The sequence below is a fragment of the Variovorax sp. Soil_C_33 genome (genome assembly GCF_057656935.1).
Window position 1 is genome coordinate 15,011 of record NZ_JBDGJK010000029.1, and the last position, 20,404, is coordinate 35,414.

Here is a 20,404-nt window from a genome sequence, read left to right on the forward strand (position 1 = left end):
CTGGAGCTCCTTCTAGGTAAATCAAATGATCGGGTGTTGCGCGACGAAGTGGCCGGGGCCCACCTCGACCAGCGGCTTGATGTCGGGCGCATAGCCCACGGGATGCACCGGGCTCGGAATCTCGCCCTGCAGCAGCGGGCGGTCGCGGTGGCGGCGCGCCGGATCGGCGACCGGCACGGCCGCCATCAGCTTGCGCGTGTAGGCATGCTGCGGGTTCTCGAAGATCGCGCGCCTGGGGCCGATCTCGACGATCTGGCCCAGGTACATCACCGCCACGCGGTGGCTGATGCGTTCGACCACGGCCATGTCGTGCGAGATGAACAGGAAGGCGATGCCCAGCTCGCGCTGCAGGTCGAGCATGAGATTGACGATCTGCGCCTGGATCGAGACGTCGAGCGCCGACACCGACTCGTCGGCCACCACCACCTTGGGGTTGAGCGCGAGCGCGCGCGCGATTGCGATGCGCTGGCGCTGGCCGCCGGAGAACTCGTGCGGGTAGCGCTGCGCGTAGTCGGCCGGCAGGCCGACCTTCTCGAGCAGCCAGCGCACGCGCTGCTGGGCCGCCGCGCCGCTCGCGATCTTGTGGATCAGGAGCGGCTCCATGATCGAGAACCCCACGGTGAGCCGCGGATCGAGCGAGGCGAAGGGGTCCTGGAAGATGAACTGGATGTTGCGCCGGAGCGCCTGAAGCTCGCCGGTGGGCAGCGTGAGCACGTTGCGGCCGTCGAACTCGATCGCGCCGCCCTGGCTCTCGACCAGGCGCAGCAGCGAGCGGCCGGTGGTGGATTTGCCGCAGCCCGATTCGCCGACCAGCGCCAGCGTCTCGCCGGCACGCAGGTCGAAGCTGATCTGCTCCACCGCATGCACCACGCGCGTCACGCGGCTGAAGAGGCCGCTCTTGAGCTCGAAGCGGGTCACCAGGTCCTTCACGCGCAGGATCGGCCGGGCGTCGCTCTGCACCGTGTCCTGCGGGCTGGCATCGCTCACGCTCACGCGGGCGCCCACGGCGTCCACGCTCAGCAGCTCGAAGCGCCGCGGCAGGTCGGTGCCGCGCATCGCGCCCAGGTGCGGCACGGCCGAGAGCAGCGCGCGCGTGTAGGCATGCTGGGGCGCCGCGAACAGCGGCTCGGAGGGCCCGGCCTCGACCTTGTCGCCCTGGTACATCACCAGCACGCGATCGGCCACTTCGGCGACCACGCCCATGTCGTGGGTGATGAAGACCACGCCCATCTGCATCTCGGTCTGCAGCTCTCGGATCAGCTGCAGGATTTGCGCCTGGATCGTGACGTCGAGCGCGGTGGTCGGCTCGTCGGCGATCAGTAGCGAGGGCCGGCACGACAGCGCCATCGCGATCATCACGCGCTGGCGCATGCCGCCGGAGAGCTGGTGCGGATAGCGCGCGAGCACGCTGCGCGCTTCGGGGATGCGCACCAGCTCCAGCATGCGCAGCGCTTCGGCGGCTGCTGCGGCGCGGTCCTTGCCCTGGTGGATGGCGATGGCCTCGGCGATCTGGTCGCCGGCGGTGAACACCGGGTTCAGCGAGGTCATCGGCTCCTGGAAGATCATCGCGATGTCGGCGCCGCGGATGCCGCGCATCGTTGCGTCGGAGGCCTGCGCGAGGTCGAGCACCCGGCCGTCGCGGCGCCGGAAGGCCATGCGGCCCTGCACGATGTGGCCGCCGCCGTATTCGACCAGGCGCATCAGCGACAGCGAGGTGACGGACTTGCCCGAGCCGGACTCGCCGACGATGGCCAGCGTCTCGCCGCGGTCGACGTGGAAGGACAGCTTGCGCACCGCGTCCACGGTGCGCTCGGAGCTCGCGAAGCGCACCGTGAGCGCGTCGACGGCCAGCACGCGCTGGCCGGGCAGGTCCAGCGCGGTGGAGGTCGCGGCGGGTGCGGACAGGACGGCAGCGTTCATCGGTGGATCGCAGTGTGCGGCAGCTCGGCGCCGCGCGCGTGGCCGCGGTACATGCCCTCGGTGTTGAAAGGCAGGCACAGGTTGCCGGCCCGGTCGATGGCGATCAGCCCGCCGCTGCCGCCGATCGCGGGCACGGCCTGCATGATCACCGCGTTCGCGGCCTGCGCCAGCGACTGGCCGGCGTAGCGCATGCGGGCGCAGACGTCGTAGGCCGCGGCCGTGCGGATGAACATCTCGCCGCTGCCGGTGCAGGAGACGGCGGCGCGCTTGTCGTCGGCATAGGTGCCGGCGCCGATCAGCGGCGAGTCGCCGACGCGGCCGACGCGCTTGTTGGTCATGCCGCCGGTGGAGGTGGCTGCCGCCAGGTGGCCGTGCCGGTCGAGCGCGACAGCGCCGACGGTGCCGAACTTGTCGGTCTCGTCCAGCGGCGCGGTGGCAGGCGCCGCTGCGCGTGCCGCGCCATCGTGGTCGAGCGCGATGCGGCCTTCGGCGCGCGCGCGACGCAGCTGCTGGCGGCGCGCCTCGGTGGAGAAGTACTCCGGTTCGACCATCTCCAGCCCGCGCTCGCGCGCGAAGGCTTCGGCGCCGGCACCGGCCAGCAGTACGTGGGCGCCGTCCTCCATCACTGCGCGCGCGGCGTGCACCGGGTGGCGGACGCGGCTGAGCCCGGCGACGGCGCCGGCGCGCAGCTCGGCGCCGTCCATCACGGCGGCGTCGAGTTCGTGCGTTTCGGCGCCGGTGAAGACCGCGCCATGGCCGGCGTTGAACAGCGGGCAGTCCTCCAGCATCTCGACCGCCAGGCAGACCGCGTCCAGCGCGCTGGCGCCGCGCAGCAGCAGCGCCTGGCCGGCGAGCACGATGGTGCGCAGCGCGTCGTGGTAAGCCGCGGACGCGGCCGCATCCAGGGCGGCCGCGCTGATGGTGCCCGCGCCGCCGTGGATGGCAATGACCGGTGTCGTTCTCATCGTGCCTTCTTCTTTCTGCTCGGCGCGCGCGGCGCCTGCGCTGGTTGGTTCTTTTCGGCGTTGGCGGCCCGCAGCGCCGGCGCGCCGTGCAGCCAGGGCATGACCGAGTGGACGATCTTGCCGGCGGCCTGGAACGCGCCCGGCGCGCGCAAGGCCACGGCGCTGGTCAGCGCCTCGATCAGCGCCAGCACGCTGGTTTCGCAATTGGGGCGGTAGCGGGTCTCGGTCTGCGCATAGAGCACCACGTCGGCCAGCGGCGCCAGCGGCGAGCTCGGCCGGTCGGTCAGGGCCAGCACGCCGATGCGCTGCTCGCGCGCAATGCCGGTCAGCGCCACGGTGTCGGTCAGGTAGCGCGGGAAGCTCAGCGCCACCAGGAGGTCGCGCGGCCCGCCGCGCGACAGGGCGCGCGCGCCGTGCGTGACGCCGCTCACCGAGGGCAGCAGGCGCACGTCGGCGCAATAGGTGTCCAGGCCATGCTGCAGCAGGCCGGACAGCCAAGCGCTGGCGCCGAAGCCGACGATGTAGATGGTGCGTGCGTCGAGGATGCGCGCCACTGCCGCCTCGCAGGAGGCCGGGTCCAGCGCCTGGCGCGTGGCCTCGAGGTTGCCCCGGCTTTCCTCCAGGGCGGCGGCAAAAACCTCGGCCACCGTCGAAGGCTGCGCGAGGTTGCCGCGCAGCCGTTCGACCGGCGCTAGTAGCGGCTCGAAGCCGCGGACCAGTTCGGCGCGGAAGTTCGCATAGCCGTCGAAGCCGAGGGCGCGTGCGAAGCGGTTGGCGGTGGCCACCGACACGCCGGCGGCCGTTGCCAGCTCGTCGATCGGCAAGGTCGCGACCTGCAGGGGGCGCTCCAGCACGTAGTCGGCCACTTGTCGGTGCGAGCGCGTCAGCTGCGGCAAGGCCTGCGCGATGCGCTGCGCCACGGTGGTCGCGGAAGTCGCGGAAGAGGCAAGCATTCGGTTCGGGCTCGCCCCTTCAAGGTGCGAAAGATGAAAAGAAAATTACAAAGTGGTGCGAGAAAAGAAAATTTTCGATCATTGGCCCACGTTTAGCAAGTCGTGGGCCAGTGGGTTTTCACCAAGGAAGACCCGTCACGCCTTCGAGGCAGGCGTGGCAATCCGGGTCGTGCGCGCGAGCAGCGAGTGCGCGATCCTCCCGCTGCGCCTCACTGCGACTTCAGGTACTGGGCGAGATCTGCAATCTCCTGTGGCGTGAGGCCCAGCGATCGCCTGGTGTTGTAGGTGGCAGCCACATCCTCCAGCGTGGCGGCCGACCCGTCATGGAAGTACGGCGCATGCTGCCAAACGCCTCGTAGAGGCGAAGTGCGGTACATCCTGGTCGCCGAACGGGAAGCGTAGCTCGGCGTCTCCGGTTCCGCCATCGAATCGCCGGGGGGATGCAGCGTCGAATTGGCATCCGTGAAGAGGGCGCCGCTGTGGCAGGTCACGCACTTTCCTGCGCCGTCGAAGACCACCTTGCCGCGCGCGGCTGCAACGGCGTCGAAACTGCCCGCCGGTGCAGCGGGGGCCTTCAACGACAGCTGATACGCCTGCAAGGCGGGCAACTTGCTCGTGACCAGGTCTGCGCTGCCGTTGGTGATGTTCAGGTTCAGCCGCGGCTCGGAGAAACTTCCCTGGCCGCCCATCTGGGTCACGGCCACATACCGGTTCCAGTAGGCGATTTCCGCGCCGTCGCCGGTGAAAGTGATGCTGTGAATGCCTTCCAGCCCATAGGCCGGCGGGATGACCACCGGCTTGTTGAGGCCATCGATGTTGAACCGCGGGTCGTACTTGCCCTTGCCCCAGGAGAGATAGACGGCCTTCCTGGCCGCGTCCACCGCCGGGGAAAGCGCGATGATCGCGCCGGGATTCAGGTCCCGATTGGGCCAGCCATCGAGCCGCTTGCCGATGCCCGGCGCGAAAGAATTGTCGACGGTCGAGTGGCAGAGGGCGCAGGTGACGCCGACGCGGGTCAGCGCATCCTTGCCGCCGACCGTCTCCACAGTGCCCTTGAGGCCGACCACGGCGTCCAGCTTCAGCAGGGCGACGGTCGTGTCGGGGCTCTTGAGATCGATGCTTCCGTCCTGGATGCCCTTCACCACGGCTGGCGGCAGCGCCTCGGCATCGACCTTCAGCCCGACCGCCAGTGCGGCCACGGGGCTGATTGCGGTGCTGATGACCTCATGCATCCGCAGCGTGCCGGTCCAATGGGCTTCGTCGCCGAAGGTGTCGAAGCGGAAGATCTGCTTGCCCTCAGCCACGAGTGCGGCTTGCTGGGCTGCCGGACCGCCGCCCGCACCGATGCCGCCTCCGCCACCGCCTCCGCCACCGCCGCACGCGACAGCCAGCGCGGCTGCAACCGCAGTCGTGGTCGCGATCAGCACGGTTCGCGCGCCGACCTGGGTTCCAACGCCGCTTGCCTTCAACCCTTCACGACGTGAGGTGGTCATCTGGAGCTCCTTTCGCAGCGCGGCGCTGCATGGCGCTGCCGAGGGCAGCCATGACGCGCGCGATGATGGCGTCGCAGCGAATGCCATCGAAAGCGAACGCATCGTTCAGCGCAACATCGACTTCGCGCGACAGCGACTCGCGCAGCAGCCCGCGGGCGCGGAAGAAGCGGCTGCGCACAGTCGCTTCCGGGATCGCCAGCGCAGCCGCCACTTCCTCGATGCTCATGTCCTCCACGGCACGCAGCACGAACACGGTGCGAAACGCTTCCGGCAAGGCATCGATGCCGGCCTCGATCAGGCGACGCGTTTCCCCGCGCATGGCCACGCGCTCAGGCTGTTCGTCGGCGTCCGCGTGCATCCACGTTTCTCCTTGCGCTGCGCACAGATCGATGGCGGCATCGAGCGGGACCACCTGGGCACCGGCGCCGCGGCGCAGGCGGCCCAGCGCCTCGTTCACCACGATGCGCACCAGCCAGGTGGACAGGCGCGCCTCGGCCCGGAAGGCGGGAAGCGAGCGCCAGGCGTGCAGATAGGCCTCCTGCAGCGCATCCTGCGTCTCTTCGTCGTTCTTCAGGATGCTGCGGCCGGTGCGAAACAGCAGCCGGTTGTGCCTGCGCATGATCTGCTGGAAGGCGTCGATGTCGCCAAGCGCAGCGCGAGCGGCCAGTTCTGCATCGGAGGCAGAAGTCGCTGCGGCGGTGGTGGATGGAGGTGGCGGCATGTCGGGCCCTGTGCTATTGGATGCGGCATGGGGTCGCGCTGTTCCCGCATGCCGCCTTTGCCGGAACAGTTCCAGCGAGGCGGACAATCCCCTTTTCGGGACATCGCCCGAAGGAGCGCAGTCATGGCGGATCGAAAGGACACCTGGGCAGCCGGCGATCTCTACGAACCCTATGTGGGGCGCTGGAGCCGAAGGGTCGCGGCCGAATTCCTGGCCTGGCTCCAGGTGCCGCCGCAGTCGGCATGGCTGGACGTCGGCTGCGGCACCGGGGCCGTCGCGCAGACCCTCCTGGAGCACGCGCAGCCGGCGTCGGTGCTCGGCATCGATGCCTCCGAAGGCTTCATCGATCACGCGCGGCGCCGTATTCCGGATCCACGTGCGTCCTTCGCGGTCGGCGACGCGCAGAAGTTGCCAATCGAGGCGGGGCGCTTCGACGCCGCCGTCGCTGCGCTGGTGCTGAACTTCATTCCTGCGCCCGGGCGCGCAGTCGCCGAGATGGCGCGTGCCGTCAAGCCCGGCGGGACGGTGGCCGCGTATGTGTGGGACTACGCCGGCGGAATGGAACTCATGCGCCGCTTTTGGGACGCGGCCGTCGCGCTGAATCCGGCGGCCGCGGAACTCGACGAAGGACGGCGATTTCCGCTGTGCCGGCCGGCCCCGCTCGAAGCGCTGTTCGTGCAGGCCGGATTGCGCGCCGTCGAAGTGCGGCCGCTCGACGTCGCGACGCCGTTTCGCGACTTCGACGACTACTGGACGCCGTTTCTGGGCGGGCAAGGGCCGGCGCCCGGTTACGCGATGTCCTTGCCCGAGGCGGATCGGTCGAGGCTGCGCGAACGCCTCAGCGCCGCGTTGCCGCGCCGGCCCGATGGCGCGATCGAGCTGAGCGCGCGCGCCTGGGCGGTACGAGGTCTGACCCCTTGATCAGGCGCGGCGCAGAAATTTTCTCAACACCAGCTTGGCAGGGCTGCTGCCGAAGCCTCAAAGCAGCCGCGAAACTTCCGCCGCCGCGGCCAGCAGCGCGGGCAGCATGGTCTCCTGCATCACCTTCGCGCTGGTGCGGTTGGCCTGGCCGCTGATGTTGAGCGCCGCCACCATGCGGCCGGCGCGGTCGACGATCGGCGCGGCGATCGAGATCAGGCCCTCCTCCAACTCCTGGTTGACGAGGCACCAGCGCTGGCGCCGCGCCTGCACGACCTTGGCAAAGAGAGCGTCGATGTCGGTCAGGGTGTGGCGCGTGAAGGCTTCGAGCGTCGAGGCTTCGAGCCGCGCGCGCACCTCTTCGTCGTCCAGGTCGGCGAGCAGCAGGCGGCCCATCGAGGTGCAGTACGCGGGCAGGCGCGACCCCACGCCGAGGCTGATGCGCATGATCTTGTGCGTCGGCACGCGCATCACGTAGACGATGTCGGTGGCATCGAGCACGGCCGCCGAGCACGACTCCTGTACCTGCTGCACCAGCGCTTCCATCACCGGCTCGGCACGGTTCCAGATCGGCATCGACGAGAGGTAGGCGAAGCCCAGGTCGAGGATGCGCGGCGTCAGCGCGAAGAGCCTGCCGTCGGAATCGACATAGCCCAGCGTCTGCAGCGTGAGCAGGATGCGGCGCGCACCGGCGCGCGTGAGGCCGCTCGCGGCCGCCACCTCGCTCAGGGTCTGGCGCGGCGCGCCGGCGCAGAAGGAGCGGATCACCTGCAGGCCGCGCGCGAAGGACTGCACGTAGCTGTCGCCGGGGGTGGGCGGGGCGGCTTGCTTCTTCTGGGTTGCCATCGGGGTCGATCCTCTTTAGAATTCATTATACGAACACTTGTTCGGTATGCGAACAACTTGGCGAACAAGTCTGCATCCGGGGTGTTTCGCTTCTTTCCACCCCGGAGACAGTTTCATGATCAACAAGATCGCGCGCTCGGTCGCCGATGCCATGGCCGGCATCCAAGACGGCGCCACGGTGCTCATCGGCGGCTTCGGCACCGCCGGCATTCCCGGCGAGCTCATCGACGGCCTGATCGAGCAGGGCGCCCGCGACCTCACCGTCGTCAACAACAACGCCGGCAACGGCGACACCGGCCTGGCCGCGCTGCTGAAGGCCGGGCGCGTGCGCAAGATCATCTGCAGCTTTCCGCGCCAGGCCGACAGCCATGTGTTCGACGGCCTCTACCGTGCCGGCACGCTCGAGCTCGAACTGGTGCCGCAGGGCAACCTGGCCGAGCGCATCCGCGCGGCCGGCGCCGGCATCGGCGCCTTCTTCTGCCCCACGGGCTTCGGCACCCAGCTGGCCGGCGAGCGCGAGACGCGCGAGATCGACGGCAAGCCCTACGTGCTGGAGTACCCGATCCGCGGCGACGTCGCGCTGATCAAGGCCGAGCGCGGCGACCGCTGGGGCAACCTCACTTACCGCAAGGCCGCGCGCAACTTCGGTCCCGTGATGGCGATGGCATCCGACCGCACCATCGCCACGGTGCACGAGATCGCCGAGCTCGGCGAGATGGACCCCGAGGCCATCGTCACGCCGGGCATCTTCGTCCACCAGATCGTCAAAATCGACCGCGTGGCCACCCAAGCCGGCGGCTTCAAGAAATGAACACCCCCGTTGCTTGCTCACTTCGTGTAGCCGCCTCCCCCCTCAAGGGGGAGACACCGGCGGCCCGGCAAAGCCGGTTCCGCGGTGTCTCCCGAACGGGCTTCGCTTCGCTTGCCGCGCAATCCGCCGCTTGCCACACCCATCCGATGGAGAACTGAGATGACTGCCAGCTACCAACGCCGCACCAAGGACCAGCTCGCCGCGCGCGTCGCGCAAGACATCTTCGACGGCGCCGTCGTCAACCTCGGCATCGGCCAGCCGACCCTGGTCGCCAACCACCTGCCGGCCGGTCGCGAGGTCATCCTGCACAGCGAGAACGGCATCCTCGGCATGGGTCCCGCGCCGGCCGAAGGCCAGGAGGACTACGACCTCATCAACGCCGGCAAGCAGCCTGTCACGCTGTTGCCGGGCGGCGCGTACTTCCACCATGCCGACAGCTTCGCGATGATGCGCGGCGGCCACCTCGACATCTGCGTGCTCGGCGCCTTCCAGGTCTCGGCCACCGGCGACCTCGCGAACTGGAGCACCGGCGAAGAAGGCGCCATCCCCGCGGTCGGCGGCGCGATGGACCTGGCCATCGGCGCCAAGCAGACCTGGGTGATGATGGACCTGCTCACCAAGAAGGGCGAGAGCAAGATCGTCGAGGAATGCAGCTACCCGCTGACCGGCATCGGCTGCGTGAAGCGCGTGTACGCCGACCTCGCCACCCTCGAATGCACGCCCTCGGGCCTGAAGCTGATCGACAAGGTCGAAGGCCTCGGGCATGCCGAGCTCGAAAAGCTGGTCGGCCTGCCGATCGCCATCTGACGACAACTTCGACGAGAGACACACCATGACGAACCAAGCCTTCATCTGCGACGCCGTTCGCACCCCCTTCGGCCGCTACGGCGGCGTCCTGTCGAGCGTGCGCGCCGACGATCTCGGCGCCGTGCCGCTCAGGGCCCTGATGGAACGCAACAAGGATGTCGACTGGCAGGCCGTCAGCGACGTGCTCTACGGCTGCGCCAACCAGGCCGGCGAGGACAACCGCAACGTCGCGCGCATGTCGGCGCTGCTCGCGGGCCTGCCGCTGCAAGTCGGCGGCGGCACCATCAACCGCCTGTGCGGCTCGGGCCTGGACGCGGTCGGCACCGCGGCGCGCGCCATCAAGGCCGGCGAGACCGGCCTGATGATCGCCGGCGGCGTGGAGAGCATGAGCCGCGCGCCCTTCGTGATGCCCAAGGCCGAGAGCGCCTTCAGCCGCGCCAACGCGGTCTACGACACCACGATCGGCTGGCGCTTCGTCAACAAGCTCATGAAGGCGCAGTACGGCATCGACTCGATGCCCGAGACGGCCGAGAACGTGGCCACCGACTACAAAATCGAGCGCGAGGCGCAGGACAAGATGGCGCTGGCCTCGCAGCAGCGCGCCGTGGCGGCGCAGAAGTCGGGCTTCTTCGATGCCGAGATCGTGCCGGTCAGCGTGCCGCAGAAGAAGGGCGACGCGATCGTGGTCGACAAGGACGAGCATCCGCGCGACACCAGCCTGGAGGCGCTGGCCAAGTTGAAGGGCGTGGTGCGGCCCGACGGCACCGTGACCGCCGGCAATGCCAGCGGCGTGAACGACGGCGCCTGCGCGCTGCTCCTGGCCGACGAGGCGCATGCGGCCAAGTACGGCCTTACGCCGCGCGCCCGCGTGGTCGGCATGGCCACCGCCGGCGTGCCGCCGCGCGTGATGGGCATCGGCCCGGCGCCGGCCACCGAGAAGGTGCTGAAGCTCACCGGCCTCACGCTCGACCAGATCGACGTGATCGAGCTCAACGAAGCCTTTGCCGCGCAGGGCCTGGCGGTGCTGCGCCTCCTGGGCCTGAAGGACGACGACGCGCGCGTCAACATCAACGGCGGCGCGATCGCGCTCGGCCACCCGCTGGGCGCCAGCGGCGCGCGCCTCGCGACCACCGCGGTGAACCAGTTGCACAAGCAGGGCGGCCGCTATGCGCTGTGCACCATGTGCATCGGCGTGGGGCAGGGCATTGCCGTGATCCTGGAACGGGTCTGACGCGGCTCGTCTGACGCGTGGCTGCGGCCGGCTGGCCGGTCGCGCGGCTTTGCGTCGTCCCAAGAATTGTCAACACCGGAGACCCCCATGTTTTTCAGATCCTTGATGGCGGTCGTGGCCCTCGCTGCCGCCAGCCTCCTTCCCGCGACCGCGAGCGCGCAGCAGTTCCCCACGAAGCCGGTGCGCATCATCACGCCCTTCCCGGTGGGCGGCGGGCCGGACGGCGTGGCGCGCCTGGTGGCCGACAAGCTCGCGCGCGCCTGGGGCCAGCCGGTGGTGGTCGAGAACCGGCCCGGCGGCAACGGCTTCATCGCCATCGATGCCTGGAAGCGCGGCGCCAAGGACGGACACGACCTGCTGGTGCTCGACAACGTGCACCTCGCAGCCTATCCGGCGCTGTTCAAGAAGCTGCCCTATGACCCGAGCAAGGACTTCGACGCGCTGCTGCCGCTGTTCAAGGCCTACTTCTTCTTCACCGTGCCGGCCGACAGCAAGTACAAGACGGTGGGCGACCTGATCGCCGATGCCAAGGCCAACCCGGGCAAGCTCAACTACGGCTCCTGGTCGGTGGGCAACCCGGTGCACCTGGGCTCGGAGCTGTTCGAGTCGGCCACCGGCACGCAGATGGAGCACGTCATCTACAAGGAGACCACGCAGCTTTACACCTCGGTGTCGACCGGCGAACTGGCCTTTGCGCTCGGCACCAGTGCCACCGCCGGTCCGCTGCAGCGCGCCGGCAAGCTGCGCTTCCTCGCGGCGGCGGCGCCCAAGCGCGTCGCGGCCTTCCCGGAGGTGCCGACGGTCGGCGAGTCGGGCGGCCCGCAGGGCTTCGAGGTCACCGGCTGGAACGCGATCGCGGTGCCGCAAGGCCTGCCGGCTGCCGTGACCGACAAGATCAAGCGCGACATCGAGAGGGGACTGGCCGAAGCCGATGTGCAGGAGAAGTTCAAGAGCTTCGGCTACGAGCCCTTCCCGACCACGCGCGAGCAGTTCGGCCAGTTCGTGCAGAGCGAGACGAGGCGCTTCGGCGAAGTGATCAAGAAGGCGAACGTCTCGCTCGACTAGGACGCCTGCTGCCACACCAGCGTGGCGGCCGCGAGGTCTTCGAGCGCACTGCCAACGGCCTTGAAGACGGTGCGCTCGCTCGCGTCGGCGCGTCCGCCGCGTGTGCCGCGGCACAGCTCGGCGAGCGTGGCCTGCACGCCATCGTGCGAAAGCGTGCCGGCCGCGATCGCGTCGAGCAGGTCGCCGGCCTTCGACAGCGCCTCCTCGGTGTCGACGAAGGTCCGCGCACCGGCGAAGCAGGCCGGGTCGGCCTCGCGCATCTGGGGCGTGAAGCTGCCGATCAGGTCCAGGTGGGAGCCCGGCGCCAGCCACTCGCCCTTCACGAGCGGCGAGGTGGCCAGCGTCGCGCAGCTCACGATGTCGGCATTGCGCACGGCGGCCTCGAGCTCGCTCACGGCCTGCGCATTCCAGCCTTCGGTGCGCCACTGCGCAGCCAGCGCTTCCGCGCCCTCGGGCCGGTGGTTCCACACCTGCACGTCGTCGATCGCCCGCACGCTGGCATGCGCCGCCGGCAGCAGGCGCGCGACGCGGCCGGTGCCGAGCACGAGCAGGCGCCGCGCATCCGAGCGCGCGAGAAAGGAAGCGCCGAGCGCCGAGGCCGCCGCGGTGCGGCGCGCGGTGATCTCGTTGCCGTCCATCAGCGCGAGCGGCACGCCGGTGTGCGCGTCGTAGAGCACATAGGTCGCGTGCAGGCCGGGCAGGCCGCGCGCACCGTTGCCGGGAAAGATGTTGATGGTCTTGATGCCGAGGAAGCCGGCATCGCTCCACGCCGGCATGATCAGCACCGTGCCGCGGTCGGCGCCGGCTTCGATGGCGTGCACATGGCGCGCCGGCACGCTGGCCGCGCCGGCGAAGGCGTCGCGCAAGGCTGGCACCAGGCGGGTGAAGTGCAGCGCGCTGCGGGTGTGGTGCTCGTCGAAATGCTTCATGGCGTGGTCGGCATCAGCCGGCTGCGAGCTGGCTCCATTGGAGTCCGTATTTGGCCAGGTACTTGCGCAGGCGGTCGGCGTCGTTGACCACCGTGCGCTGGCCGCGCGAAGCCTGGAACAGCCGGCGCCCGGCATCCGAGAGCGTACGCGCGTCGCGGCAGACGCGCACCACTGCCTCGAGCTGCAGCCGGTCGAACAGGTCCAGCGCCGCCTCGCGTTCGGCGCCGAGCAGCGCGCCGAGGTCGACCGCGTCCTGCCCGCCCGAGGGCGGGGCGCGTTTCCAGAGCCAGCGCAGGCGCGCGATCTCGGCCTGCACCAGCTCGCCGGTGATGCGCCCGCCGTCGGCCAGAGTCGCGAGCCGCGTCACGCTGGCGGAGAGATCGCGGAAGTTCCCGCTCCAGAGCGCCTCGCCGCTGCGCGCGAAGCGCAGGTACGCCGCGCGCGCCTCGGCGTTGAAGCGCGCCACGCGGTGGTTCTCGGCGGCGTAGAGCGCCAGCAGATGGTCGACGTTGGGCTCGATGTCCTCAGGCCGCTGGGCAAGACCCGGCAGGTCGTAGGTCCAGAGATTGATGCGCGCGAACAGGTCTTCGCGGAAGCGCCCGCCGGCCACGTCGGCGCGCAGATCGCGGTTGGTGCCGGCGATCAGCTGGAAGTCGCTCTCCACCTCGCGGTCCGAACCCATCGGGAAGAAGCGCTTCTCCTCGATCGCCTTCAGCAGCATCGCCTGTTCGTCTGCGCCGAGCTCGCCGATTTCGTCGAGGAAGAGAACGCCCTGGTGCGCGCTTCGCAGCAGGCCGGCGCGCTCGGCCGCCGCGCCGGTGAAGGCGCCTTTCTTATGGCCGAAGAGCGTGGATGCGGCGCCGTCGCCGCGCAGGGTGGCGCAGTTCACCTCGACGAAGGCGCCGGTTGCCTGATGGCGCGTCTTCTTGAGCTCGAACATGCGCCGCGCGAGGAAGGACTTGCCCGCCCCCGTGGGACCGGCGAGCAGGATCGGGGCACGCGAGCGCACGGCGACGCGCTCGATCTCCTCGATCAGCGCATTGAAGCGCGGGTTGCGCGTCGCGATGCCGCTCTTGAGGAAGGCGACCGCGTCCCGCTGCTCGGCTTCGAAGCGCTGCGCGATCGCGTCGTAGCGCGAGAGGTCGAGGTCGATCAGCGTGCAGTCGCCCGGATCGCCGGCGCGCTGCCGCTTGGGCGGCGCGGTCTGGGCGAGCACGCCCGGGATGGCGCGCGACTCCGCCAGCAGGAACATGCAGATCTGCGCCACGTGCGTGCCGGTCGTGATATGCGTCCAGTACTGCTCGCGCTCGGCGTCGAAAGGATAGGCGCGCGCCCAGTCGTAGAGGCGGGTGTAGACCTCGCCGAAATCCCACGGATCGGCGATCTCGAGCTCGATCAGTCTGACCTCGGTCTCGGGCGAGACGGTTGCGATGTCGGCCTGGACTCTCTCTGCAAGCGCCTTGTGCCGCAGCGTATGGATCAGCTCCATGCGCGCGATCACCATGTCCTCGTGCTGCGTCAGCGAGACGGTGGGGCGCCATTTCTCCCAGCGCCCGGCGCCCTGGCCGGCGTCGAGCTGGGTGCCGAGGAAGCCGATGACGACGATGGGTTTCATTGGAGATAAGAAGCTAGCGATTATTCTAGTGCTCGGAAGTGTGTCTTCGAAAGCACCGGCAGCGCTCAGGAGAAAAGTCCTTTTCCATCAACGACTTGGTCTTTGGTGGCGCTGCCGCTCTCGGGTTGGCACACTCTTCGCAGACAAGACGGCAAGCGCCGTTGTGGCGTGAGTCGGGGAGGGTGCAATCGGCACCCTCTCGAGCGGAAGAAAAGTCATGGAACAGAACTACGAACTGCACGAAGTCGAGAACGGCGTCCCGGTGAAGATGTGGACCCGCGGCGTGCCGGTCGAAGACGAAGCGCAGAAGCAACTGGAGAACGCGGCGCGCCTGCCGATCGTGTTCAGGCACATCGCGGCCATGCCCGACGTGCACTACGGCATCGGTGCGACCGTGGGCTCCGTGATCCCGACCTTCAGGGCGATCATTCCGGCCGCGGTCGGCGTGGACATCGGCTGCGGAATGATGGCGTGCAAGACCACGCTGCAGGCGAACGACCTGCCCGACAACCTGGGGCCGCTGCGTTCGGCGATCGAGAAGGCCGTGCCGCACGGAAGCAACCCCAAGCGCCAGGGCCGCGACAGGGGCGCGTGGGAGACGCCGCCCGACGAGACCGACGCCGCGTGGGCGCAACTCGTCGATGAATTCGACGCCATCTGCGAGGACTACCCGCGCCTCGCGAACACCAACAACCACAAGCACCTGGGAACGCTGGGCACCGGCAACCACTTCATCGAGGTCTGCCTCGACCAGCAGGGTGCCGTGTGGTTCATGCTGCACTCGGGTTCGCGCGGCGTGGGCAATGCGATCGGCACGCACTTCATCGAGCTCGCGAAGAAGGATGCCGAGCAGCACCAGCGCAACCTGCCCGACCAGGACCTGGCGTACTTCGAGGAAGGCGCCAAGTACTTCGGGGACTACGTGCGCGCGGTGGGCTGGGCCCAGAAGTTCGCGCGCGCGAATCGCGAAGTGATGATGCAGCGCGTGGTCGCGGCCGCGCGCAAGGTCGTCGCCAAGCCCTTCGAGGCGCACGTGGAAGCGGTGAACTGCCACCATAACTACGTCAGCCGCGAAACGCACTTCGGCGAGGAGGTGCTCGTCACGCGCAAGGGCGCGGTGAGCGCGAAGGCCGGCGAGCTGGGGATCATTCCCGGCAGCATGGGCGCCAAGAGCTACATCGTGCGCGGCAAGGGCAACCCCGAGAGCTTCATGAGTTGCAGCCACGGCGCCGGCCGCAAGATGAGCCGAACCAAGGCGAAGAAGCTCTACACCGTGGCCGACCAGATCGCCGCCACCGAGGGCGTCGAATGCCGCAAGGACGCCGACGTGATCGACGAGATCCCGATGGCCTACAAGGACATCGACGCGGTGATGGAGGCGCAGAAGGACCTGGTGGAGGTGGTGTACACGCTCAAGCAGGTGGTGTGCGTGAAGGGGTAGGGCGAGGGCTTGTCCATCGCCCCGGTGGCATGGGACGGCGCAAATCTCTTGGCGCCGCATGGAGGATCAGAGCGATGAAGTGGTGGAAAACAAGGGTCGAGGCGGTGCCGGATGTGGATTGTTCGATGCTCGAACTCGATCCGCTGATGGAGCTCGCCCGTTCGTTCGACGGCTACCAGCGCGAAGCGGCGGTCGTGGAACTGGTGCGCCGAGCCGATCCGCGGGCCATTGCCCCCTTGCTTGTATGCACCGGTGACTGGGTGCAGCAGGTATCGGATGCTGCTCGACAAGGCCTTGCGGTCTTCATGCGCGACGAATTCGTCGCGCATTGGGCGCAGGCGTTGCCCGCGATCGCGTATGTCTACCGGGTGCGCAGGGTCGATCTGCGCGAAACAACGGATGCCATCGAGGCCTTCCTGGCGCGGAATGTCGATGCACTGGAACACCATGCGCGCTCGCCGGACAATGCGATGCGCCGCTGGATGTTCTCGCTGCACCTGAGGCAGCCGCACGCCGAATCGGAGCTCATGGGCATCCTGCAGCGAGGTGTTCGCTCGAACGACCTGCTGACCGCGCAACTGGGTCTGGAGGCTGCGAGCAGGTTGCAGCAGCCTTCACATCGTCGTGAACTGCTCGTGGCTGCCTGCCGTTCGCGCTTGCCTCGCGTTCGAACCACCGCCATGCGAGAGCTTCTCGCGGCCGCGGACTTCGACGTGCAGCCTCTGGTCCGCGCGATGTGCATGGACCGGAGCGCGGCCGTGCGTTCGCTGGCTGTGGGCGCTCTGGCCGGGGAGAGGGATGAGATCGCCTGCCATGCAAAAGCAATCCTCGCTCAGGACGCAAGCGACGATCGATCGCGTGTCGCGGCGCTGCATGTGCTGTTCCTGCTCGAGGATCCGCAGACGCTGCAGCTGGCGCGGCCATGGGTGACCTCGCCGGCGGTACCCTTGCGGCGCCTGGCGCGCTGGCTGGTGCTCTGCGCGGCGGACGGCGACGTGGTGGAGGCGGAACTGATGGCGATTCTGGCCGATGAATCGCCAAAGGTGCGCAGGCTCGCGGTCGACACGTCCGTCGCGGTGCGCCCTTGCCGGCGCCGGATGCGCTGATGCGCCTGGGGCGGGCGCGCCGCGAATTGGCGATCGACATCATCGCCATGCTCCGCAGCGGTTCGCCATGGGACCGGCTGTTGTTCGTCCTGGAGCTTCTGGACGGCGAAGCGCCCGCGGGCGAGCTTGCCGATGCCATCACCAACGAACTGCATGCGTGGGTCAGGGCCATGGCGAATTGCTATGTCCAGCCGCGGGCCGCGCAGAGCGCCAGGCTGGCAGCGCTTTGGAACCAGAAAGCCCGACTTCTGTCCATCGGACGCCCGAGGGGCCTGCTGCCGCATGGCTTTCCGGACCTGACCGATTACCACCTGCGTGCATTCCACGTCATCTGAACATCCGACTTCGATTCACGATCATGAAAAGCAACAAGCAGCGCCGCGCCGAGATCAAGCAACGACGGCTGGAGCGCGCGGCGCAGTTGGTGGCGACGCTGGGCCCGCGTTCCGATGCGCGCCGGCTGCCCGCCGGCGTCCGCCTCGCTGGCATGGAGCCGGCCGACCTGGACTTGCTCGCGCGCCACAACAACACCTACGGCCTGCTGCCGAGCTATTACCTCGACCTGGCCTTCACCTGCCGCGACTGCGGCATCGAGGAGGTCTGGACGGCCAAGCAGCAGAAGTGGTGGTACGAGGTGATCCACGGCCACATCGACAGCACGGCGGTGCGTTGCCGTGCCTGCCGCCGCGCGTATCGCGAGCAGCGGCAGCCTGCCAACGCCGGCGAGGGCGCCAACCTGCTGCGCGAACAGACGCAGCGGCTGCGCGCGCTGGGTGCGGGGAGCCCGGATGCCGAGGCGCTGGCCGAGATCGATTCGGCATTGGAAAGCAAGTGGTGGAGCCTGCGGGTTGTGGCCATCGAGACCATGGGACGCTGGGGTGGGGCACTGCAGGTCGCGCAGCTCGAGGCGCTCGTGGCGGGCCGCGCGGGCAACGGATATTGGAGCTGGGAGCGGGTGGCGGCCGATGCGGCTGCCAAGGCCCTGGCGCGCGTTCGAGCAGCAGGATGACGAGGACAGAGGACGTGATCGAACTCGACGGCTCCCAAGGCGAGGGCGGCGGCCAGATCCTGCGCACCGCGCTCGCGCTCGCGATGGTCACGGGCCAGCCGCTCGCCATCGATCGCATTCGCGCCGGGCGTCCCAAGCCGGGGCTGATGCGCCAGCACTTGGCCTGCGTGCTGGCGGCGGCGGAACTGAGCGGCGCGCAGGTCGAAGGCGCCGAGCTCGGTTCGCAGCGGCTGCGCTTCGAGCCCGGGCCCGTGCGCGCTGGCGACTACCGCTTCGCGGTCGCCAGCGCGGGCAGTTGCATGCTGGTGCTCCAGACGGTGCTGCCTGCGTTGCTGCTGGCGGATGCGCCGAGCCGCGTCTCGCTCGCGGGCGGCACGCACAACCCGATGGCGCCGCCCTTCCATTTTCTCGACCTGGCCTTTGCGCCGCTGGTGCGCCGCCTGGGCGCGGACCTGCAACTGGTGCTGCATCGCTGCGGCTTCTATCCGGCCGGGGGCGGTGCGGTCGAAGCGACCATCGTGCCCGGCGCCGGACCGCTCAGGCCCTTCGATCTGCTGGCGCGCGGCGCGCTGCAGGCGGCGCACGGCGAGTGCCTCGCGCCCGGCCTTGCGCGCCATGTCGCGGTGCGCGAGCTCGGCACGCTCGGCAGCGCGATGGGCTGGTCCGTCGAGCAACTGCGTCATGGCGTGGCGCGGCAGAACGAAGGGCCGGGCAATGCGCTCATGGCCGTCTTCGCCTACGAGCACGTCACCGAGGTCTTCACCGCCTTCGGCGAGAAGACGCTTTCCGCCGAGCAGGTGGCACACCGGCTCGTGAAGGAGGTGCGCGCCTTTCAGAAAAGCGGGGCTGCAGTCGGGTCGCACCTGGCGGATCAGCTCGCGCTGCTTCTTGCGCTCGCGGTGTGGCAGCGCAAGGAAGCCGCGGCCTTCAGCTGCAGCGAGGTGACGCAGCACACGCGCACCAACTGCGCGGTGATCGAGCGCTTCCTGCCGGTGCGCTTCGCGATCTCGCAGGGCGCCGAGGCCGCCGCGGTGCGGGTGGCGCCGGCCTGAGCGCCCGCCCTATGCCAACGGCGTCGCGTTGGCGTAGATGCGCAGCAGCATCTCGCGCAGCAGCTTCACCTCGCTCGCGCTGAAGTCGGAGAGCGCGATGGCCTCGTAGTGCTTGGCGAGCGGAATGATCTCGTGCGTGAGCTCGAGTCCGAGCGGTGTGAGCGCGAGGCGTATCGCACGGCCGTCCGTACCGCACTTCTCGCGCCGCACGAGCTCTAGCGTCGCCAGCCGGTCGACGATGCGCGAGAGCGCCGACAGGTCGTTCGAGGAATGCAGCGCGAGCTCGGAAAGCGTCTGGTCCGGCGTGTGCTGCAGCGAGGCGCAGACGCGCCATTCGACGAGGCTCAGGCCGTAGGGCTTGAGCGCCTTGGAGAAGGCATTGCCCATGCGCGCGCCTGCGCGTGCCAGCAGGAAGGGAATCGCCTTCTCGAGGTCGTGATCCTGGACTAGGGTTTTCATGAACAAATACTTGCTGATTCAAGTATAGAGTGCGTCTGGTTGCTTGAATATTCAAGTAAATAAAGAGGCGATCATGAACCTTTTCAGCTCCCGCTGCGCGGCTCTTCTGCTCGCGCTTTCGGCCGCCGCCGCCGCGTCGCTTGTCCATGCGCAGGGCACCGCAGGCAAGTGGCCGGCCCAGCCGGTGCGCTTCGTCGTTCCCTTCCCGGCGGGCTCGGCGCCCGACGTGCTGATCCGCCATGTGAGCGTCAAGCTCGGCGAGAAGTGGGGGCAGGGCGTGGTCGTCGACAACAAGCCGGGCGGCAGCGGCGTGATCGGCATGAACGCCATCCTCGCCGCGCCCGCGGACGGCGCCACCTTCGGCTTCGTGCAGGGCTCGGCGATCTCGGTCGCGCCGAGCACCATCAAGGGCGTAACCTACGACTTCAACCGCGACTTCGTGCCGGTCACGCTGGCCGCGGTCGCGCCATTCATGCTGGCGGTGCCGGGCGATTCGCCCTACAAGACGCTGGCCGATTTCATCGCCGCCGCCAAGGCGAAGCCGCAGGGCATCGAGGTGGCGGACAACGGCCGCGGCACGTTGCCGCATCTTGCATCGGCGCTGCTCGGCCTGCAGTCGGGCGCGCAGTTCCTCGAGGTGCACTACCCCGGCGGTGCGCAGGCGATGCAGGCCATGCTGGGCGGCCAGACCAAGATGATGGTCGAGACCTACAACGTGGTGGCGGGCAACGTGCAGGCCGGCAAGATGCGCGTCCTCGCGAGCATGGGCGACCGCGTCGAGCCCGGGCTGGAGCAGTTTCCATTGGCCAGCAAGACCGTGCCCGGCGCGGTGGCGCACGGCTGGTTCGCGGTGATTGCGAAGAAGGGCGTGGACCCGGCCATCCTCGCCAGGCTCAACAAGGACATGGGCGAGGTGCTGCTCCTGCCCGACGTGGTGGCGAAGTCGCGCGAGCTCGGCACCTACCCGCGCCCGGGCACGCCCGAGCAGCTGGCCCAGTACATCGCCGAGGACCGCAAGACCTGGCAGGGCGTGCTCGACAAGCTCAACATCAAACCGGAGTGA

General features: G+C 69.0%; 20 protein-coding genes. 11 read left to right on the forward strand and 9 right to left on the reverse strand.

The genetic code is table 11. The features are described 5' to 3' along the window. Positions 1 to 21: 21 nt before the first annotated feature. The 5 genes from AC3A6B_RS29050 to AC3A6B_RS29070 form a co-directional block, all read right to left on the reverse strand. The gene (locus AC3A6B_RS29050) at positions 22 to 1,920 is read right to left on the reverse strand and encodes a dipeptide ABC transporter ATP-binding protein (RefSeq protein WP_487840099.1); all 1,899 of its coding nucleotides are present in this window, start codon (positions 1,918 to 1,920) and stop codon (positions 22 to 24) included. Then, on the reverse strand, positions 1,917 to 2,885 hold the full coding sequence (locus AC3A6B_RS29055) for an isoaspartyl peptidase/L-asparaginase family protein (RefSeq protein WP_487840100.1): 969 nt from the start codon (positions 2,883 to 2,885) through the stop codon (positions 1,917 to 1,919). The genes AC3A6B_RS29050 and AC3A6B_RS29055 overlap by 4 nt, the downstream gene beginning before the upstream one ends. Further along, positions 2,882 to 3,838: a MurR/RpiR family transcriptional regulator gene (locus AC3A6B_RS29060; protein WP_487840101.1), complete on the reverse strand. Its 957-nt coding sequence runs from the start codon at positions 3,836 to 3,838 to the stop codon at positions 2,882 to 2,884. The genes AC3A6B_RS29055 and AC3A6B_RS29060 overlap by 4 nt, the downstream gene beginning before the upstream one ends. 209 nt (positions 3,839 to 4,047) lie before the next feature. Beyond that, positions 4,048 to 5,331, reverse strand: a complete 1,284-nt coding sequence (locus AC3A6B_RS29065; protein ID WP_487840102.1) for a c-type cytochrome — start codon at positions 5,329 to 5,331, stop codon at positions 4,048 to 4,050. Continuing rightward, positions 5,312 to 6,052 carry an RNA polymerase sigma factor gene (locus AC3A6B_RS29070; protein WP_487840103.1) on the reverse strand — a complete coding sequence of 247 codons (741 nt, stop codon included), beginning with the start codon at positions 6,050 to 6,052 and terminating at the stop codon, positions 5,312 to 5,314. Before AC3A6B_RS29070 ends, AC3A6B_RS29065 begins: the two co-directional genes overlap by 20 nt. A 123-nt stretch (positions 6,053 to 6,175) precedes the next feature. Between AC3A6B_RS29070 and AC3A6B_RS29075 the strand changes: the two genes are divergently transcribed. Further along, a complete protein-coding gene (locus AC3A6B_RS29075) occupies positions 6,176 to 6,973 on the forward strand; it encodes a class I SAM-dependent methyltransferase (RefSeq protein WP_487840104.1) in 798 nt (265 codons plus the stop codon). A gap of 57 nt (positions 6,974 to 7,030) precedes the next feature. On the opposite strand, the gene AC3A6B_RS29080 is transcribed toward AC3A6B_RS29075, so the two are convergent. Next, entirely contained in the window at positions 7,031 to 7,816 is a 786-nt protein-coding gene (locus AC3A6B_RS29080) for an IclR family transcriptional regulator domain-containing protein (protein WP_487840105.1), read from the reverse strand. 115 nt (positions 7,817 to 7,931) lie between these two features. Here AC3A6B_RS29080 and AC3A6B_RS29085 point away from each other — a divergent pair, with 115 nt between their 5' ends. The 4 genes from AC3A6B_RS29085 to AC3A6B_RS29100 all read left to right on the forward strand — a co-directional run bounded on the left by AC3A6B_RS29085 (position 7,932) and on the right by AC3A6B_RS29100 (position 11,730). Then, on the forward strand, positions 7,932 to 8,627 hold the full coding sequence (locus AC3A6B_RS29085) for a 3-oxoacid CoA-transferase subunit A (RefSeq protein WP_487840106.1): 696 nt from the start codon (positions 7,932 to 7,934) through the stop codon (positions 8,625 to 8,627). A gap of 159 nt (positions 8,628 to 8,786) precedes the next feature. Beyond that, positions 8,787 to 9,434 (forward strand): 3-oxoacid CoA-transferase subunit B, encoded by a 648-nt coding sequence (locus tag AC3A6B_RS29090; RefSeq protein ID WP_487840107.1) that lies wholly within the window; start codon positions 8,787 to 8,789, stop codon positions 9,432 to 9,434. 25 nt (positions 9,435 to 9,459) lie between these two features. Continuing rightward, positions 9,460 to 10,665 carry a 3-oxoadipyl-CoA thiolase gene (gene pcaF, locus AC3A6B_RS29095; protein ID WP_487840108.1) on the forward strand — a complete coding sequence of 402 codons (1,206 nt, stop codon included), beginning with the start codon at positions 9,460 to 9,462 and terminating at the stop codon, positions 10,663 to 10,665. 87 nt (positions 10,666 to 10,752) lie between these two features. Further along, a complete protein-coding gene (locus tag AC3A6B_RS29100) occupies positions 10,753 to 11,730 on the forward strand; it encodes a Bug family tripartite tricarboxylate transporter substrate binding protein (RefSeq protein ID WP_487840109.1) in 978 nt (325 codons plus the stop codon). Here AC3A6B_RS29100 and lhpI read toward each other — a convergent pair. Beyond that, positions 11,727 to 12,659, reverse strand: a complete 933-nt coding sequence (gene lhpI, locus AC3A6B_RS29105) for a bifunctional Delta(1)-pyrroline-2-carboxylate/Delta(1)-piperideine-2-carboxylate reductase (RefSeq protein ID WP_487840110.1) — start codon at positions 12,657 to 12,659, stop codon at positions 11,727 to 11,729. The two genes, AC3A6B_RS29100 and lhpI, sit on opposite strands and share 4 nt — an antisense overlap. A 13-nt stretch (positions 12,660 to 12,672) precedes the next feature. Then, positions 12,673 to 14,274 carry an RNA repair transcriptional activator RtcR gene (gene rtcR, locus AC3A6B_RS29110; RefSeq protein WP_487840111.1) on the reverse strand — a complete coding sequence of 534 codons (1,602 nt, stop codon included), beginning with the start codon at positions 14,272 to 14,274 and terminating at the stop codon, positions 12,673 to 12,675. A 217-nt stretch (positions 14,275 to 14,491) separates the two neighbouring features. Here rtcR and AC3A6B_RS29115 point away from each other — a divergent pair, with 217 nt between their 5' ends. The 5 genes from AC3A6B_RS29115 (at position 14,492) to rtcA (ending at position 18,882) form a co-directional block, all read left to right on the forward strand. Continuing rightward, the gene (locus tag AC3A6B_RS29115) at positions 14,492 to 15,715 is read left to right on the forward strand and encodes an RtcB family protein (RefSeq protein WP_487840112.1); all 1,224 of its coding nucleotides are present in this window, start codon (positions 14,492 to 14,494) and stop codon (positions 15,713 to 15,715) included. A 74-nt stretch (positions 15,716 to 15,789) separates the two neighbouring features. After that, positions 15,790 to 16,821, forward strand: coding sequence for a HEAT repeat domain-containing protein (locus AC3A6B_RS29120; protein ID WP_487840113.1), 1,032 nt, complete (start codon positions 15,790 to 15,792; stop codon positions 16,819 to 16,821). Continuing rightward, positions 16,821 to 17,156, forward strand: a complete 336-nt coding sequence (locus tag AC3A6B_RS29125) for a hypothetical protein (RefSeq protein ID WP_487840114.1) — start codon at positions 16,821 to 16,823, stop codon at positions 17,154 to 17,156. Before AC3A6B_RS29120 ends, AC3A6B_RS29125 begins: the two co-directional genes overlap by 1 nt. 23 nt (positions 17,157 to 17,179) lie before the next feature. Continuing rightward, positions 17,180 to 17,830 (forward strand): zinc-ribbon domain containing protein, encoded by a 651-nt coding sequence (locus AC3A6B_RS29130; RefSeq protein ID WP_487840115.1) that lies wholly within the window; start codon positions 17,180 to 17,182, stop codon positions 17,828 to 17,830. Between the two features lie 14 nt (positions 17,831 to 17,844). Further along, positions 17,845 to 18,882, forward strand: a complete 1,038-nt coding sequence (rtcA, locus tag AC3A6B_RS29135) for an RNA 3'-terminal phosphate cyclase (RefSeq protein WP_487840130.1) — start codon at positions 17,845 to 17,847, stop codon at positions 18,880 to 18,882. Between the two features lie 9 nt (positions 18,883 to 18,891). Here rtcA and AC3A6B_RS29140 read toward each other — a convergent pair whose 3' ends face one another. Next, positions 18,892 to 19,341: a MarR family winged helix-turn-helix transcriptional regulator gene (locus AC3A6B_RS29140; RefSeq protein WP_436295691.1), complete on the reverse strand. Its 450-nt coding sequence runs from the start codon at positions 19,339 to 19,341 to the stop codon at positions 18,892 to 18,894. A gap of 73 nt (positions 19,342 to 19,414) precedes the next feature. On the opposite strand from AC3A6B_RS29140, the gene AC3A6B_RS29145 reads away from it, so the two are divergent. Next, entirely contained in the window at positions 19,415 to 20,404 is a 990-nt protein-coding gene (locus tag AC3A6B_RS29145; RefSeq protein WP_487840116.1) for a Bug family tripartite tricarboxylate transporter substrate binding protein, read from the forward strand.